Here is a 17,836-nt window from a genome sequence, read left to right on the forward strand (position 1 = left end):
ATTGGAAATAAAAGAATGAAGAAACGTTACGAAGGAAAGACCGTAGATTCCAACTCTGCCGAGTTTCGATTTTTCTTTTGAGAAGGAATGAAATCTAACGCGGAATCCGGAATCTCCCTCGTCGCTTCGATCAGAAGATCGCGGCTATAATCGGAAAACATTTTCTCCGTAAGAATTCTTCGATAACTTCGCGCTCCTTTCTCCGCGTGAAATAGACCCAAAAGATGTTTTAAAACAAAGTGAGGTTTTGAGTTTGTATCGTTTCGGAGAAAACGATCGATATAATCCTGCATTCGTATCAGAATTTCTCTTCGACTCAAAGACAAAGTATCGTCTTGAAAAAACAAAGAATCGAGTTCCGAAAAAAGAAAGGGAGTTTCATAGGCGGCCCTTCCGATCATCACTCCGTCGTTTTTTTTCAATCTCTCTTCGATCTCAGCGTAGGTCCGGATTCCTCCGTTGATTTCAACGATCAGATCGGGAAAGTTTTGTTTGATCTCTTCCACGTCCGCATAACGCAAAGGAGGAATTTGCCGATTCTGCGCGGGAGAAAGACCTCCCAAGATCGCAATCCTTGCGTGAATGATAAAACGTTTTACACCGGCGGACTTTACCGTTTCCACAAAACGATAAAGATCCTCAAAACTTTCTTTTCCGGGAATTCCGATTCTACACTTAACGGTAATCGGAATGGAAACGGCGGCGTCCATGGCGGCCGCGAGTTCGGCGACTTTCTCCGGTGTTTCCATCAGACAAGCGCCGAAGTTTCCTTCTCTCACTCGATCGCTCGGACAACCTACATTCAGATTGACCTCAGAATATCCGTAGTCTTCACTGATCTTGGAACATTCAGCGAGAGAACTTGGGTTATCACCGCCCAACTGAATCGCGAGGGGTAATTCTTCCGGATTGTATGATAAGAATCGTTTTCTATCTCCGCGAAGAATCGCACCCGTATGAATCATCTCCGTATAAAGAAACGTATGTTTGGAAATCATTCTAAAAAGATAACGGAAATGACGATCGGTCCAGTCCATCATAGGGGCCAGAGAAACCGGATACGGTTTTGGAATTTTTGTTCCGAGTTCGATCATACAACTTCTTACCAGATTTTTTTTTCTAAACCCTTCGGTCAAGGATCCTCCGTCATTCATTCGACGGCGAATCGCGCGGGAATCAAAAAATGACGACTCTTTCAAAGAAGAATTCCCGATCTTCCGTCCTCTTTCCATTCTCGTTCAAAAGAATACGATTCTCGTTTTTCCTAATTCTTCTTTCTTTCAGTTATTCCTGCAGAACCTTAGAATCCTTTTTTGAAACGATCGTCCTCACGGGTGGTGTGGATTCCACACGTTTGACTTTTTCCACACACTACAGTCCTTTGGAAAACGTAGTTCGCACCGGCGTCGGAACCAAAGACGTCGCGAACAACGATCGTAGCGTAAACCAAGATCCGTTTAAATCCGTGCCGTTTTATACGATCGGATCGATTCCGAGAAGAATTCCGGGAACACCTTTTGAAGGATATTTGAAAGTTCTAAACTACATGGCCTACGGTTTTACATTGACCGCGCCGAGAACTTTTCGCGGAAACTTATTGAACTTTCCGGACGACGGACGTGTTGCGACTAACGTTATGGAGCATTTAATTTACGGCCTTTATCCTCTTCCGGATCCTTTCGGAAGAAAGGCGGAATATCTCTACGCGGACTATCAGGCGTATGCGACGATCTATCTAGCATTTTTAGAATTTCTAAATTGGAATTTAGGAATCGGGATCAACGTCGGATTCAGCATCTACGATTTCGACGTTTTGGAAAAAGAATTGAGAATCTCCTCCACCAGAAATCGAGCCCGTTTTGTATCCGGAATACGATTGTTATACGAATACAATATCGGAAGGTTTTTCGAAGATTCGATCTTTTATAATACATATCTTTACTTTGAAATTTCAAACCTTTCGACTCTGGAAAGAGATCCGATCAAACAAACGATACCGACTTCCACCGGAGGCGCCGTTCCCGATCTCTATCTCACAATGGATACATATCGAATCGGAGTTCGAAAAGAAATCCAATTGTCACGTCCCTTGTCCGAAGAATCCTTGAGAAGAGACAGCGATCCGCCCCGGGAATCGACTCCGCCGAAACAAACCGAACCGTTGCCTCCGAGAATCTGATGTTATCTTGGAAAGAAAATCAAACTCCGGTCTCCGAAGAATTTGGGGACATTTATTTTTCTCCCGAAAACGGAATGGAAGAAACCAAACACGTCTTTATCGAAGGGAACAAACTCTTACAAAGATGGGAAGAGCAGATTCCGCAAAAATCCTTTTCGATTTTAGAATTGGGATTCGGAACCGGACTCAACTTCTTAACGACTTGGAAAGAATATACCAAACACGAGGATCGATTTCGACTCCATTACATTTCCATTGAAAAGTTTCCTCTAAACAAAGAGGAAATCTCCAAAGCCCTCTCCGTTTTTCCGGAACTTCAAACGACCCAGGAAGAATTTTTAAATTCTTACGAAGACCTGATTCCGGGAATGAATTACTTTCGATTTCAAAACGGAAACGTCCATCTCACACTTTATCTCGGGAACGTCGAAGACGCGTTAGTCGAAATTTCAGGAAAAGTGGACGCGATTTTTTTGGATGGATTTGCACCTTCCAAAAATCCGGATATGTGGGAAGAATCGGTCCTGATCCATCTAAGACGTGTTTGTAAAAAAGGAACTACCTTCTCCACTTTCACCGTCGCAAGAATGGTCCGAGACTCGTTGACTTCCTGCGGATTCGTTCTTGAAAAACGTCCGGGATTCGGAAAAAAAAGGGAAATGCTGGTGGGAAACTATTCCGGAAACGAAAACGAATCCGAAGAATCGATTCCAAAAGAAAAACCCTGGTGTAGACGTTCTTTTACGGAGCGGGAAACAAAAACGGCCACGATCATCGGAGCGGGAATCGCAGGTTCCGCTTTGGCGTATTCCTTATCCAAACGCGAAATAAAAGTGACCCTCGTCGATCCTTCCGGAATCGCAAACGAAGCGTCCGGAATTCCGGGCGCGATTTCCCATCCTCATATCACGAAACTTCCGACTCCTACGAGCCTCTTCACGTTACGCGCCTTTCGATATGCTTTGCAGTTTTTGTCGTTTTTTGCCGATAAAAAAGAATTCAAAACTTCCGGTCTTTTTCACGGAGTCACCGAAGAGATGAGTTCGGAAAGATTCAGGAATGGATTAAAAAATCACCGGCTTTCGGAAAAGATCGCAGCTTGGAAAGAAATATCGGAGAACTCACAAAACAAAAACGATCTCGGAAAAGAAATCGGAGAAGGTGTTCTTTTTCCCAAAGGATTTTGGACACAACCGAAATCTCTCGCAAAAAGGATGGTGGATTCGTCTTCCATCGAGGTGATTCCTCAAAAGGTGGTTTCGGTTCAACAAAGCGGATCGGGCTGGAAATCGGTTTTATCCGATTCGAACGAGGAGATACATTCGGATTCTATTATATTCTGCAATTCTCATGAAATAGAGGATCTTCTTTTTCCGGTTCTCGGGGAAAAATTCTTACCGATCAAAAAAGTGCGAGGTCAATTGCTCGTCTTAGGGGAAACCGAAAATTCTTCCCGATTCTCGAATATTCTCTGCGCGGAACACTATCTCACCCCTTCCATCGAAGGGGAACATATCCTCGGCTCCACCTTTGACGAATTCGATCTCGATCCCAAAACGAGAACAAAGGACACAAAAGAACTATTACAATACGTTCAAAAAAAATACCCGAGTCTTGGATGGAACGAAAAATCGGTTCGATCCGAAAAGGTCGGTTTTCGAGCGCAGACTCCGGATCGTTTCCCGATCCTCGGCCCGGTAGTTTCTCCTCAAGAGTTTACAAAAGTTTATAAAGGAATCGAACTTCCTCGGAATCGAACCAAAAGTTATCCGATCTTAAAAACGATTCCCGGTCTTTTTGTCTTCGGGGCTTTGGGTTCTCGAGGAATTTTGAGTTCTTTTTTGGGTGCAGAGATTTTAGCTTCTTTGATACTGGATGAACCCGCTCCCGTAGAATCCTCGTTATTAGAATCCTTACACCCGAGTCGATTCTTGTATCGGAAGATTCGAACTCTGGATTGACCCTTTTACCTTCTCCTGGTTACGGACCAAGGTTTCCTTTTCGGGGCGGAATCAAAGGAGTAATACGACTTCGATGATTGGTTGATGAAAAAATAAAAATCGATAAACCCGGTTCCAGATCCAATGAAAGAAATTTACAAAAACGGATTCCATGAACTCAGAAGTAAATAAAAAGTTTAAAGATTTAGAATCGGCTCTGCAAGAAGTCTGGGGACTTTCCCGTTTTCGAAAGGGACAAAAAGAAGCGATCGAATCCGTCCTCGACGGAAACGATACGTTAGTCATCCTTCCCACAGGAGGAGGAAAATCCCTCATCTATCAACTTCCTTCAGTTTTAGAGGAAGGATCGCTTACTCTCGTCATATCTCCTCTGATTGCTCTGATGAAAGACCAGGTGGATTCTCTCAAAGCAAAAGGGATCACTGCGGAATATTGCAATTCCACACAGGACGATCTCGAGCAGTTGCGGATTCTGAGCCGCGCCGCCACCGGAAAAATCCAAATCCTTTATTTATCGCCAGAAAAGGCGTTGAGCAGACAGGTGCTCGAAATTCTTCCCAAACTACCTCTCAAAAGAATCGCCGTGGACGAAGCACATTGTGTTTCCCAATGGGGTCACGACTTCCGACCGGAGTACAGAAAACTCTACGAACTTCGGGATAAATTCCCGAAAAAAATTCCAGTCATCGCGTTAACCGCCACAGCGACGCAAAGAGTCATCAAAGACATTTCCGATTCTTTAGGTCTTAAAGAGCCTTCGCTTATCAAAGGAAGCTTTTACAGAGAAAATCTGAACTTCTCCATTCTTTTTCCCCAGAACGAAACCTTCCGAGAAAGTCAGCTTTTGAAAATTCTCGTCCGAGGTAATTTTCAAAAATCGACGAGTGGAAGAGCCATCATCTACTGCGCTACCAGACAAAAAGTGGAATCGGTTTACGATTTTCTAAAGAAGAACGGCTTCAAGGTCGGAAAGTATCACGCGGGAAGAACCGATTCGAGCCGGGAAAAAGCGCAAGACGGTTATTCTACCGGAAAGACAAACGTGCTCGTCGCGACCAACGCGTTCGGAATGGGCCTCGATAGCCCGGATGTAAGAATGGTGATTCACTATCAAACACCCGCGTCTCTGGAAAGTTATTATCAAGAAGCGGGAAGAGCCGGAAGGGACGGAAAGGATTCGGATTGTATTCTTTTTTACCATCCATCCGATCTTGTCACACAAAGTTTTATCATCGGAAAAGAATCCAACCGCAAAGGAGGAGAGACACTCCTCTCTTACGTAAAGGAATACGCGGTCTCGAATCAATGCCGACAACAAATTCTCTGTTCGTATTTCGGAGAAGAAATTTCGGAATGTAAAACCTGCGACATCTGTTTAGAAAAAGAATCCGAAGAGGAACCCTCGGGAAGAGAAGAGTTTCTCAAAAGGGAAGAAGATAAAAAACAGAAAAAAGAACAAAAGGAAAAATACGATTTTTCTAATGAAGAATTAAGAACCGTCGAAGAATTGCTCGAACTCATTCCCGGCAAATTCGGAAAAAGAATGATCGCCGGAGTTTTGCGAGGTTCGCGCTCCAACGAAATTCTTAGAAAAAAATTGGATCGGACTCCGATGTACGGCGCGTTACGCTCCATTCCGGAAGAAGCCATCTTAAGAATCCTGGACGAATGGATCTCCGAGAAAAAAGTAAAAATCGTCGGAGACAAATATCCGAAGCTCATACTTGCATCCACCGTGATCGTAAAAACCCCAAGAAAGAAAAAAGAAGAAGACCCGAACTCCGAACGAAAAACCATTCCGGCGAAAAACGTAATCCAAGAACTCAAAAATTTTAGAGATCGGGAAGCAAGACGAAGAAAGTGGAAAAAGTTTATGGTTCTTCAAAATCCGGTCATCGCGGAAATCGCGAAGGCAATGCCCGAAACTCCGGAAGATCTTTCTCTCATCCGAGGAATGGGTTCCGCCAAAGTCGAAAAATTCGGAAACGAGATTCTAAAAATATTAGAAAAATGGAAATAAGATAAATTCTTCCTTAGCGGCGTTCGGATAAGAAAGGCTGATTTCTAAAAGCCGGATCGCTTTATTTGCAGCTGAGTTTCCGTCCTTGGTTTACATGATTGCGAACGCTTGTATAATTATAAATCGACTTTGTCTTTCTTAGAAATCAGTTTTCCATTCCCCTCATAACTTTCCTATTTTCTTTCAAAAACTGTCTCACTCTTCGCCGACTTTCTCTATATTTCTTTCGTGATTTCATTGGAGGTTTAACACGATGAAACAGAATAGAAATAAAATGAAACGGGGTTTTTTAGAATTTTTCGCATTCTTGACCGTATTCGTTTTTCTCATGAGTTGCGGCTCAAAAAAAAAGGATGATACAAACAATCTGTTGTTGGCGTTGCTTGGAAGCGGATTCGTCGGAAGCAAGGCTGAATTCAAATTGTCCACAGCGACAGCAATGGCGTCGAACCGCGTTTCGAACTCTTCCAACTTTCTCATCGGATCGAACTCTTCCGGATTTCTAACAGATCTAGCAGGAGACAACCCTCTCAACTATGGAGACGGGGACGGCTTTTCGGACCATTTTTTAACACCTGCGGCTGTATCGATGGAAGTCTGTCAAATCTTAGCTTACAAATCAGCGGTAAAGGGAGGACCGGCTCGAGGAACCGAGAGTTTGGAAAATGCGGGACGGATCTTATTTAAAACGAACGTAACACAGACATCTCCTCCTCCGGGCGCTCCTTCTTTAGGTCCTTGTACATCTTTTATGCCGCTCGCTCTGAAAGGCGGCCAAGCGGGAACGGACTCGGCGTCTTTACCGATCCAAATGATTCCTTCCGAAGAAAGCGGAGATTATGATAGAATTGGAATCATCGTAAGAGGATTTTCTTATTATTTCGAACCGAACGTTGTCCCTGAGAATTCCTATCGTTACGTGGATTTACTTCTGAACAACCCTTCTCCTCAGATGAGTAGAGGAGAAGTCAGTACAAAAATTTTCGGCACCGGTTGTCCGGCGTCCTTTACAAATTCGGCAAGTTTCATTTTCAATCAACTGATTCCTGCCGGAGAAACGCTTACAAACTCCTGTACCTTTGTAGAATCCGCCGTGGATTCCTCCTCCGGATCGTTTCTTACAGTCCCAGGATTCAATTACTTCGGTAATCCCGGAACATTCTTAAACGCGCCTTCGAACCCGGGAGTAAACTACACGTCGTCGAGTCAAAAACTGAAATTCAAAAGCCCAGCGAGTATGAACGGAATTCCCTCTACAACACCTTATATACTCGTAGTCGATTTGGATAACTCGAACCCCGGAAAATTGAATCTACTTTTCAATATTTCCGTCGATAACGTTCTTTTTTGGGATTCGAGCGCGGGTGATAACATTTTTTCACCGCAACTCGACGCGGCCGATAGACCGAATGCTACTGATGGAAATGATAACTTAACGAATACGGCAAGAAGAAATCTTATCTTCCGTTTACCTACGATCCTGAGCGAGTACAAATGATAGAAACCTAAAGTAACCATTCTATTTGAATCCCAAAAGAACGAATCTTTACGATCCGTAAACACAGAAAGGAGCCTATCGCTCCTTTCTGTGTTCGTTTAGAATGACCTCGCAAAAAAGAATGTCGGTTTAAATTCTGCAAAAAACAAGCCCGAGCGGGCCTTCCTCGTCGAGAAAATCTAAACAGAGATCGTTTTCGTTTTTTCAAATGATAAAACGTACGGAGTAAGAATAATTATGACTCGATCAAACAACGTCCATTCTGCGACCTTACAAATGAGAGTCTTTCATTGAGTGCGAAGGAATGAGAGACATGCAAGTAAGCTCAAAAAATAAAAACCAGATTTCCAACTTCGCCATTTTATTCGTATTGTATTCGTCTATCTTATTATCTATGTGTTTTTGTGTTTTTGCTCTTGAAAGGTTAAAATGAAGTTAAGTCAAGACCACGATTTTTCTCTGTTTTACCAAAAATACAAAGACGCGATATATAAGGTGATTCGATATCTATCGACGGACCCGGACGAAGTGGAAGACATAGCGCAAGAGGTATTCATCAATCTCTATCGAGCCTTTCCAAATTTTAACGAAGAGAAAGGAAGTTTTTACACGTGGTCTGCGACCATCGCAAAAAATACGTATTCTACTTATCTTAAAAAACGTAAAAAGGAATTTAACTTAGAAGAAAATACATCATTGGAAGCGCTGCGAGTGAAAGATGATTTCATTCAGGACTTAGAAACTAAAATTTTGGAAGAGGAGCTGAGGGATATTATCTCTTCCTTACCCGAACCTGAAAAAAGCATCATCCTATTAAAAGAATTCAACAATTATACGTTGGAGAAAACCTCGCAGGCTTTGAATATATCTTCGAGAACCGTTAGCCGAAAACTACTAAGGGCCTTGGATCTGCTCCGAGAAGAATTAGAAAGAAGAAAAGTGGCTTTGTAAAGATGGAAAGAAACGATCTATTAGAAGAATTCGAAGACCTAATGTCTTTAGCCCTTTTCGGCGAAATCACCGAGGAGCAGACAACACGATTGAATCAAATCGTCGACCAAGATCGATCCTTGAAAGAACGATACGAAAACTATATCAAGATGCAGGCAGGTCTGAGACTCCATAAAACCGCGCTCTCACAATCCGAATCGAAACATCAAAACCTTTCTTCTTCTCGTGTATCCTTTGCGGAAAAACTTTTTAAAAATAGAATTCTACTCTTAGCCGCTATCATTCCGTTGATTGCTTCCATTTTTATGATCATTCAATCTCAGATTTTCCGAAAACCGAACTCAGTCGCGATCCGGACCTTGGGCGCTTGTGATGCACAATCTATCCAAACGACGAACTCGATCCGATTGGATGAAAATTCCTTTTGTGACGTTGAAATCTTACGAACTCAAGGTTCGATTCATTTTAAAATTTTCCCAAACTCGGAAGTAAGAATTCTGCATCTCCCCAAATCAAACGATTCCAAAGAATCCCTTTCCATATTTTTTGAAAAGGGGGGACTTTTGTTAAACGAAAACGTTTCGTCTTCCGGAAAAACAAAACTCTATTGGAACGGAACTCGGATCGAATTGCTCGGCACGAAAGTTCTGATCGAAGATACGAAAAACGGAAGAAGTATCAAAGTTTGGAACGGATCCGCTTCCGTTAGTTCCGGCGTTCGATATCTACTCCCATTCTTACTCACTCCTTCCAAAAACTGGATTCAAAACTTCGGCGAAAAGAACAAAGAATTATTAAACGACATTGAGGAGATAATACTTTCGAATTCTTCCTTGGAAACAAGTCCTGTCGTTTTTTCCGAAGATTCTAAGATTTTCTTTGTTTCCGAAAACGATCCTAAGGCGGAGGCCGAAGAAAAGATCCGAACTGAACTCGGACAAATTCGGAATATTCTCTCGCTCGGTCTCAAAAAAAACAAAACGAGTAGTTTGAGTCCGGAAGACCTTGAAAAATTGGAGAAGGTTTCGGAGAGCCTCGGCCGTCCGGATCTTCCTGATTTAAATTCGAAAATTCGTGAACCGATCCCGAACCAAAAAAAAGAAATAGCACCCGTTATCGAGAAAAAGAAAGAATCCCAAAAGGAAGAACCCGTTCGATTGGGAAATAAGACGATCAAGCTGAAGGATGGATCCGAATTAAAAGGGAATCTGATCCAATATGAAAATGAATATGTTCTGGAAATGGAAGGAAAGAAAAAAGTCATCAAAGCCGAGGACGTGGAATCCATTTCTTTTTAAATCGGAAGACTTTATGAGAAAATTTCTCTTCGTATATCGCGTTCGAATTCTTGCTTGGATTCTGTTTTTGTCCTTGGTTACCACTCCAAAGCTGCTATTCGGGAATTCGGTGATCTTAAAAAACGGATCCGTTTTAAAAAACGTAAAAACCGCGTTAAAAGAAGATCACGTATTGGTCGAAGATGAATTCGGCCACGTTGAAAAAATCGAACTACAACTCGTTGAAAAAATTCTGGTTTCCGAAATCAAAAAAGGAGAAATTCAAAATAACAAGAATTCTAAAAATTTCTACTTTTCTCTAATCGGGTCCCAATGGAATTCCCGGGTTTCCGAACCTATGGATCTCAATCGTCATTATACTCTTACCGATCTTGTGACGACCGCCCTTTATATCGATCCTTATCTGGAGAAAAAATATTCGGTAAACGTCCAATCCCTCGCGTTGCAGGGGGAATATCGCCGCAGTCCAAACGTTGCTTTTGCCCTCGCCTTAGAACATACCAACTTTCTATTTCCAAATACCGAAGTTTCTCCTTTCGCAGCAATCGCGACCAGCGCGAGTTTGAATCAATCTCCCGAATATCAAACGTTGGCTTTCATATCTACTTTGTCTCAGAGTTTTAATACGAACTCCAGCGCGTATCAAGGGAGTAAATCGTCAGGTTCGGCATTCACCGTTTCCACACTTTCGCTTTTACCAAGCCTAAAATATATGATTCCGATTTCGGATTCAATCGTATGGTTTGCACAGGCCGGCGTAGGGGTCGGCAAAAGTTATAATAGCGGAATTTATTCGCGACAATTGATCTATGGAGCCGCTTTGATCGGAACCGGCCTACAAGCGGAGTTCCAATCCTATTTTTTTAATCTGATTTTCCAATATAGAAAAACTTATTTGAACGCATCCGTTCACTCGTATGAGTTCACCGAACCTTTGGTTTTGTTCGGCGCCGGTATAAGAATGTAGATAAGAATATTAGAATAATGGAAATAAGCTCGGTTCTTCTTCGGCGGAATTCGGATGAGAAAGGCTGATTCCTAAAAGACGGATCGCTTTGGTTGCGACCTGTTTTCCGTCCTTTGTTTCCATAAATTCTTCCAAAAGAGAAGAAGATGTGTTGAAAAGATCCTCGGCGGAAAAAATCATTTCAGGAAGAGTTTTGGATCTCGTTTTTAAAGTAAAATCGTAAAACTTGATTTTCAAAGTTAAGGTTCTGCCTGAAAAATCCCTTTTTTTCAAACGGCGCTCCACTTCTCCGGCGACGTATTTGAGTTGGTTGAAAAGATCCTCTTTTTCGATCCGATCCTGATCGAATGTGATTTCGGCGCCGAGAGATTTCCGTTCTCTCGAAGATTCCACTTCTCTATCGTCTTCTCCTCTCGAAATTTTATAATAATAAATTCCCATCTTACCGAAGTGTTGAACGAGTTCCTCGATACTTTTAGTCCTGAGATCCTTTCCCGTGCGGATTCCCAATTCTTCCATTTTTTGAGCCGTCACCTTACCGACTCCGTGAAAACTGCTCACGGGTAAAGGTTCGATAAACGAAATCACGTCTTCCGGCAATACGACCGTGAGGCCGTTCGGTTTATTTTTTTCGGAAGCCAACTTTGCGATAAACTTTGAATTGCCGACTCCGGCGGAAGCGGTGAGATTGGTTCGTTTTAGAATTTCACTTCGGATCTCCTTTGCGATCGTAACCGCGTAAGGAATATTCTTTTTATTGAATGTAACGTCCAGATAACCTTCGTCCAAGGACAACATCTCGACTCGATCTGTGTATTCTAAGAAAATTTCCTTAATTTGTCTGGAAACTTCTTTGTAGGCCTCAAAACGCGGAAAGACAAAAATCGCCTGCGGAGCCAACTGAGCGGCCCTGGAACAAGGCATCGCGGAACGAACGCCGAACTTTCTCGCCTCGTAAGAAGCGGCCGCCACAACGGAACGGCTTCCAGGCGGACCTCCTACGATCAGAGGTTTCCCCTTGTACTCGGGAAAATCCCTTTGTTCCACGGAAGCATAAAAGGCATCCATATCCACATGAATGATTTTTCGTGGTTCCATCTTTAACTCAGGTCAAATTATAAAATACTAAACGTTTGTAACCTATTTTTTAAACCGCACTTTTTCCTTCCGTTCGAATCAAGGTCAACACCCGAACCGAGTCGGCTCCGTTTTCCAAAAGGATTCTCGCGAGTTCGTTTGCCGAAGCTCCGGTCGTAAAGACGTCGTCCAAGAGAAGATAGTTTCCCTTTAGCTTTCCTTTATACTCCTCTTTGATTTGGAACGCAAGTCTTGCGTGGATAAATCGATCTGCGTAACTTTTGCCCGCCTGTTTTTCGCCGCTTATCTTTGTGACAGGCGCGATCAAAGGAAACGGAAGAATGTTTCTCAATCTTTTCAGTGCAAAGTCACAGGATTCGAAAGGTCTTTTTTTCTTTTTTTGATACCAACGTGTTTCCGTGGATGGCATCATAATAATTCCAGAAAAGGAAATTTTTTTCCAAGAAACGAGTTCTCTTTTCATTCCAAGGCTTAGATAGACTGAAAGCAAATAGACCGATTGAAACTTGACGTAGTTGACGACCTTGGCCGAAAACGGAGTTCTACTTTTTAGAAACTTCAATTCTTCGAAAAAAAGATTTCTCGAAGAACAGAAGGAACATTCTTCTCCAAGATTCCATTCTTTGCAAATCTTACATTCGGTTCCGACAAACGTTTCCGTATTTCGGTTCTCGAAATGGCAGAGTTTGCAGACCCCGATCTTTTTGGAAAAGAAATCGTAACGTCCGCAAAACTCGCAAGAAGAAGGAAGAAATAAATCTAAGAATTTCCAGAGTCCCATTAACCGAACCGGTTCTCGGAAGTGTGAGGAAACAATAAAAAAGCCCGGAAAAAATCCGGGCTTTTGCCTTCTTCAGAAAAAAATTTTAAATTCTTATCTTGCGGGAGGTGTGGAAGTTGTTGGAGCCGGTGCAGGCGCTGGCGCAGGTTGAGCGGTAGGCTGAGTGTTGCTGGTTGAACCCGCATCCACTTTACGAATTTCCGTAGTTGGAGGATTTACATCCACGGAAAAGCTCACTTTTTTAGTTTCGCTTTCGTTTCCAACATTATCAACCGCCTTTGCTTCGATTGTGTGCTCACCTTGAGAATCAATTACGATCGATTCTGCATAAGGAACGAAATCGGTAGCATTGTCCATTTTGATCAGAATTCTTTTGATTCCGGATTGTCCGTCCACCGCTTTGATGGTGAAAGAGTTTCCTTTTCTGGAATATGTTTTTCCGTCGATGATCACAAGAGGAGTATTCCCTTGAATTTCAACTTCCGGTTTTACGTCGTCCAGAGTAACCACAAGAATCGCTTCCGAAGTCGAATTCCCGGAATTGTCCACTGCGGAATACTTGATCAGGTTTACGCCGGCTTTCTCAAGTTTGATAGGCTGGTTGTCGTAAGTTTTCAGATCTCCGCCGTTGATGGAATACTTTACTTCCTTCACTCCGGAAAGACCGTCGATGGCAGTGATGGTGTACGTTACGTTTTTAGAACCGTAATTGTATCCGTCGAGATTGTAAAGAATTTCGCTAGGAGCGATCTTAACGGTAGGAGCGGTGTTGTCTACGACTACGACGAGAGCCTTTGCAGGTTCTTTGTTTCCAGCTTTATCCACAGCTCTGTAAGTAAGGCGGTTTACACCTTCTTTCAGAATTGCAATGGGAGAAGTATACTTTGCGTAATCAGCGTCGCCGATCTTGTATTCAATATAATCCACTGTGCTGGAATCGTCTTTTGCGGAAATTTCAAAAGAACTTTTAGAGTTCACATAAAGATCTGCATTCTTTACTTCATCACTTTGAGTATTTCCCGCATTTTTAGTGCTAGCCGCAGGTGGTGCGGTTGCCCCTGATTGCCCTTGGGTCGTTGCCTGAGGGGTAGAATTTTCGTCCAGATCTTCCTGGGCTACGAGAGCCACGGAAAAGGACATTAAAAAAGCGATTGCGAGTCTTGCGAGATAAGAACCCTTCATTTTACACTCCTATGAATTAGGTTAATTAGTTTTTTGACGATATTCGGATAGTGGAAACCTTTGGAAGGAGCGTGTCAACCGATTCTATGAAAAAAAAATCCTTCTCCTCCATAAGAAAGACCTGGATTCAAAATTACGTTCTCTTAGTGGTGCTCCTTTTTTTCAAATTGTCCGATCCGGTGGACGCTCAGGAAAAATCAGCTGCGGAAATTTGGAAACAAGTGGTCGTAGAAGATTTCGAGACCAAAGAATGGAATACGAAAAATCTCAAGACACGATTGGCCGAAGAATATTTTCCGGACATAAGAACGTCCTCCCTTTTGCTCAGTCCGGAGCGCAATTCTTCCAAAAGTCTTCTTTTGGAAGTGCCAGCCGAAAAAAATCAATCCTTTGAAATCCTCTGGGAATCTCCTTGGAGAACCCGAGGTTTTGTTCAGGAATTCCAATTTCACGTCTATTCTTCCGGTTCCGGAGCTTCGCTCTACGTTTTGTTGAGAGATTCTACTTTAGAAGTTAAGAAAATACTAATTACGCATCTCAGTTTCGAGGGATGGAAAAAAATCAAACTCAACGTGGTGAGAAAGATCAGACAGGACGATATCGTTTTTACAAAACAAGCTCCCGTCGAATTTTTAGGACTTCTCTACGAGGCGCCTTTCGAGATGAAACGCGGAACCAGAGATCTATTTGCGATCGACGACATTCTCGCAATCATAAGGGATAAGAATCGAATGTTTCCGAACGATAAAACTTTAGTCCGTTGAAAGAATTCCGTTTTTTACAAAAGAAGAATGTTTTTGAGTTCTTGATCCTTCCTCCCATCCGCAAAATTTTTCCCGAAAACAAATTCTTTTTTTTTAATATAGAATCTAAAACGAAATTCGAAGAAGGTTGTTTGAATCTTCCGAAAAATTTGTCGTAACAACGACAATCCTCTGTAAAAATCGCGCGCCCCGCCCAAATTTCGGGTGGTGGGGAGGGAGGCGGAAAAATTCCGGAAACTTTGCTTTATCAGAAAATCATAATTTTGCAAGTAAAAAGCCCTGAATGTAGGAACTCCTAAAATCTTTTTTTGGTTGCTATCGGTGATGAAGAAAGGGTGAGGAAAATCCGCTCGATCAAAAATTTCGAACGAGTGACCATCCGAACGTCCAGCCCCGTTTACTCGATCGGAAGGGAAACAAAAAACTTGGTTCCGGAAGACGAGGTTTCAAAACGAATCCAACCGCCGTGGCTTTCGATAATTCTACGCGCGATGTCCAGACCGAGACCGGAACCTTCTCCTTGAGCCTTTGTGGTAAAAAAAGGTTCGAAAATTCGATCCTGAACTTGCGGAGGAATCCCGGGCCCCGAATCGGAGACGACCACTTCCAATTCGTTTTCGCCGCTCCTACGAATCGTTATTTCAAGAACACCTCGAAAGGACATCGCTTGAACCGCGTTATAAATAAGATTTGTCCAAACGTGAATCAGATCATCCGCATAACCCTGAATAGGCGGAACGTCCTCGTAGTTTTTCCGGATTTCCACTCCCGCCTTTAATTGATTTTGATAGATCGTAAGAACCGTTTCCAAACTTTCCGGAAGAATCACGGATGTTTTGATTCCTTCCGAACCGAAATGAGAGAATTTCCGAAGCGCGAAAACCACTTTCGAAGTTCGGTTCACCGACATATCGATCAACTTGGAACTTTTCGCGGCCTGAATCTCCTGCATCGCGAAGTTTAAAAGAATCGGAACGTATTCTCCCGAGAATAGATTCGGGAATTCGTCTAACGCGTTTTCCAAACCGGATTCCACCAAATCCTGAGCGACCGAATGTGAGTTATCTATTTTTTTATCTTTGAGTTTTGTCTCGAGTATTTTGATTCTGGAACGGACTTCTTTCGGAGAAAGAATTTCCTGATTTCTTTTTCCTTTGTTCAAAAAAGCGAAAAGATCCTTTAAGACCGAAATATCCAAACTCTGAATGATGTCGGAATGACGGGACAAACGATCGGTGGAATTTTCGAAATAATTCTGAATCGAATCGTTGGCCGCTTTGATAACCCCGATCGGATTGTTGATTTCGTGGGCGATCCCAGCGACTAACTGACCTAAGGCGGCCATCTTTTCCGAGACGATAAGCTGGTTCTGGGTTTTTTTTAAGTTCTGAAGAATTTCCTCCAAGTCCTGCTTCTGTTTTTCGATCAGCCCTTTTTGATCGGAGATTTCCTTATTCAATCTTCTTAAAGCTTCGGCTTCTTTTTTTTCGGAGATATCCTTTACGAGATTGATTATACAAAGTTTCCCGCTGATTTCAGCGAACATACTGTAACATTCTGCGTGGATGACTCTTCCATCCTTGGCTTGTAGAATCAATTCCTGATCCAAAAGGATTTTTTCCCGACTCAGTCTTTCCAAATAATCCTTTCTTACGTTCGGATCCGGCCAAATGTTCAACTCGGTGCTCGTTCTGCCGATCGACTCTTCTCTGGAATAACCGAAAAGAGCCACAAAGCTGTCGTTGACTTCGATATATCGCCCCTCTTCCACCGTCGATATCGTCGTTGAAATCGGACTCAAAGTAAACACTTTGGAATAAATTTCTTGAGTAGGGCGTAACGCTTCTTCGGCTAAATATTTTTCAGTGATATCCTGAGCCGTCCCGAACGCAATAAACGAATTTAAGAATCTACCGCTCACTGCAAGAAAACGTTTTTTATCGTCGGTCCTTTTGATTTGATAAACGAACTCCACCGTATAATTCGGATCTTCCTTATGAGTTAAACTTTCGGCGAGAATCGTGAGAAGTTTTGTTTTATCTTCTTCCACAACGTAAGTATTTAAAAAAGAGGAAAAGGAAATGTATATAGATTCGGTCGCATTTTGATCCCCCAAAAGGAATTGATACTCCTTTGTGAGAGTAAGTTCCAAGGTGTGAGTATTTAAACTCCAACCACCCAATTTCGCATAACGTTGAATTTCCGAAAGTTCCTTTTTGACTTTGCCGAAGCCGAGCAATGTATATCTCATCAATATCGCTACGAGAATAAACGCGGAAATTTCCCCCATAAGAACGGACCAAGGCCCTTTTGGACTCTCGACCGGACGAATGATCCCGTTCTGAATCAGATATTCGCTGAAAACCGCCAGGGAAATCGAAAGAGTTGCGTAGAAATAAACCGCCCTCGTTCCTAAAAGAAGCGCGGAGATTAAAATTAAAACAAGACTAAAAGGAAATACGACCGTTTGAGTAGCGCCTTCCCGAAACATAATTCCGAAAGTGGCCAACCATTCGATTCCGATCATGATATGAGCGGCGAGTAAAATTCTTCCCGTCTTCGCTATTAGGTGACATACTAAAACCGCGAGTGGAATGAGATAGGCTGCGATATAAATCGACTTCGGTTTTTCCGCGAGAATGGGATGAAGAATCCGATAACTCAGAGCCGTCGCCAAACAAGCGATCATGATTCCGTACATCAGCCGAACGGAAAAATCTTTCTCCGCATCCGAAAAGACCGGCCGTCTTAAAAAGGAAGGTATATTAAAACGAATCATAATTTTAGTGGAATTCGGGGCGCCATTTTTATCTAGAATCGTTTAAAGGCAAAGCTTGATTTCATTGGAAATTATTTTTTTTAGGATATCCTTTAATTTTCGAAAGTAAATTCGATTTTTTGAATATTCTTACCTAAATTTGCGGATCCATTTTATCGCGGATGTTACGGTGGATTGGTGGGAAAACCGGGATCCTGGCAGGAATATTTTTCGGTTATCCGATTCAAAAAGATTTCTACGCGGGTTAGGACGTAATACAACTTGATTTTGACATAAATCGAACAAAAAGGAATCAAAAAAATCAGGACGGAACCGGATAGAAATCGTATCTTAGAAATCCTTTCCCGTCTATCCGAGA

At 42.5% G+C, this 17,836-nt stretch carries 13 protein-coding genes; 8 read left to right on the forward strand and 5 right to left on the reverse strand.

From position 1 onward, the window contains the following. Nucleotides 1-26 precede the first annotated feature (26 nt). Nucleotides 27-1,094: a tRNA dihydrouridine(20/20a) synthase DusA gene (gene dusA, locus JWG44_RS08800; protein WP_205274635.1), complete on the reverse strand. Its 1,068-nt coding sequence runs from the start codon at nucleotides 1,092-1,094 to the stop codon at nucleotides 27-29. Nucleotides 1,095-1,183: 89 nt separating this feature from the next. Between dusA and JWG44_RS08805 the strand changes: the two genes are divergently transcribed. The 7 genes from JWG44_RS08805 to JWG44_RS08835 all read left to right on the forward strand — a co-directional run bounded on the left by JWG44_RS08805 (nucleotide 1,184) and on the right by JWG44_RS08835 (nucleotide 10,874). Then, nucleotides 1,184-2,179 carry an LIC10647 family lipoprotein gene (locus tag JWG44_RS08805; RefSeq protein ID WP_232371568.1) on the forward strand — a complete coding sequence of 332 codons (996 nt, stop codon included), beginning with the start codon at nucleotides 1,184-1,186 and terminating at the stop codon, nucleotides 2,177-2,179. Continuing rightward, nucleotides 2,179-4,140, forward strand: coding sequence for a bifunctional tRNA (5-methylaminomethyl-2-thiouridine)(34)-methyltransferase MnmD/FAD-dependent 5-carboxymethylaminomethyl-2-thiouridine(34) oxidoreductase MnmC (mnmC, locus tag JWG44_RS08810; RefSeq protein ID WP_205274585.1), 1,962 nt, complete (start codon nucleotides 2,179-2,181; stop codon nucleotides 4,138-4,140). Before JWG44_RS08805 ends, mnmC begins: the two co-directional genes overlap by 1 nt. A 151-nt stretch (nucleotides 4,141-4,291) precedes the next feature. Further along, nucleotides 4,292-6,160: a RecQ family ATP-dependent DNA helicase gene (locus tag JWG44_RS08815; RefSeq protein WP_205274586.1), complete on the forward strand. Its 1,869-nt coding sequence runs from the start codon at nucleotides 4,292-4,294 to the stop codon at nucleotides 6,158-6,160. A gap of 253 nt (nucleotides 6,161-6,413) precedes the next feature. After that, nucleotides 6,414-7,658, forward strand: a complete 1,245-nt coding sequence (gene srpA, locus JWG44_RS08820) for a sigma factor sigX-regulated lipoprotein SrpA (RefSeq protein WP_408611935.1) — start codon at nucleotides 6,414-6,416, stop codon at nucleotides 7,656-7,658. Nucleotides 7,659-8,087: 429 nt separating this feature from the next. Then, nucleotides 8,088-8,609, forward strand: coding sequence for an RNA polymerase sigma factor (locus JWG44_RS08825; protein WP_205274587.1), 522 nt, complete (start codon nucleotides 8,088-8,090; stop codon nucleotides 8,607-8,609). Nucleotides 8,610-8,611: 2 nt separating this feature from the next. Next, on the forward strand, nucleotides 8,612-9,907 hold the full coding sequence (locus tag JWG44_RS08830) for a transcriptional regulator (RefSeq protein WP_205274588.1): 1,296 nt from the start codon (nucleotides 8,612-8,614) through the stop codon (nucleotides 9,905-9,907). Between the two features lie 13 nt (nucleotides 9,908-9,920). Continuing rightward, entirely contained in the window at nucleotides 9,921-10,874 is a 954-nt protein-coding gene (locus tag JWG44_RS08835) for a hypothetical protein (RefSeq protein WP_205274589.1), read from the forward strand. A 9-nt stretch (nucleotides 10,875-10,883) separates the two neighbouring features. On the opposite strand, the gene dinB is transcribed toward JWG44_RS08835, so the two are convergent. The 3 genes from dinB to ompL47 all read right to left on the reverse strand — a co-directional run bounded on the left by dinB (nucleotide 10,884) and on the right by ompL47 (nucleotide 13,935). Continuing rightward, nucleotides 10,884-11,972, reverse strand: a complete 1,089-nt coding sequence (gene dinB, locus JWG44_RS08840) for a DNA polymerase IV (protein ID WP_205274590.1) — start codon at nucleotides 11,970-11,972, stop codon at nucleotides 10,884-10,886. Nucleotides 11,973-12,021: 49 nt separating this feature from the next. Further along, nucleotides 12,022-12,753, reverse strand: coding sequence for a ComF family protein (locus JWG44_RS08845; protein WP_205274591.1), 732 nt, complete (start codon nucleotides 12,751-12,753; stop codon nucleotides 12,022-12,024). A gap of 93 nt (nucleotides 12,754-12,846) precedes the next feature. Further along, nucleotides 12,847-13,935 carry a multi-beta-barrel domain surface protein OmpL47 gene (gene ompL47 / locus JWG44_RS08850; protein WP_205274592.1) on the reverse strand — a complete coding sequence of 363 codons (1,089 nt, stop codon included), beginning with the start codon at nucleotides 13,933-13,935 and terminating at the stop codon, nucleotides 12,847-12,849. Between the two features lie 86 nt (nucleotides 13,936-14,021). Between ompL47 and JWG44_RS08855 the strand changes: the two genes are divergently transcribed. Further along, a complete protein-coding gene (locus tag JWG44_RS08855) occupies nucleotides 14,022-14,699 on the forward strand; it encodes a flagellar filament outer layer protein FlaA (protein ID WP_205274593.1) in 678 nt (225 codons plus the stop codon). 397 nt (nucleotides 14,700-15,096) lie between these two features. Here JWG44_RS08855 and JWG44_RS08860 read toward each other — a convergent pair whose 3' ends face one another. Beyond that, nucleotides 15,097-17,478 (reverse strand): PAS domain-containing sensor histidine kinase, encoded by a 2,382-nt coding sequence (locus tag JWG44_RS08860; protein WP_205274594.1) that lies wholly within the window; start codon nucleotides 17,476-17,478, stop codon nucleotides 15,097-15,099. Between the last annotated feature and the right edge of the window lie 358 nt (nucleotides 17,479-17,836).

This window comes from Leptospira ainazelensis (assembly GCF_016918785.1).
In the GTDB taxonomy this organism is placed as follows: domain Bacteria; phylum Spirochaetota; class Leptospiria; order Leptospirales; family Leptospiraceae; genus Leptospira; species Leptospira ainazelensis.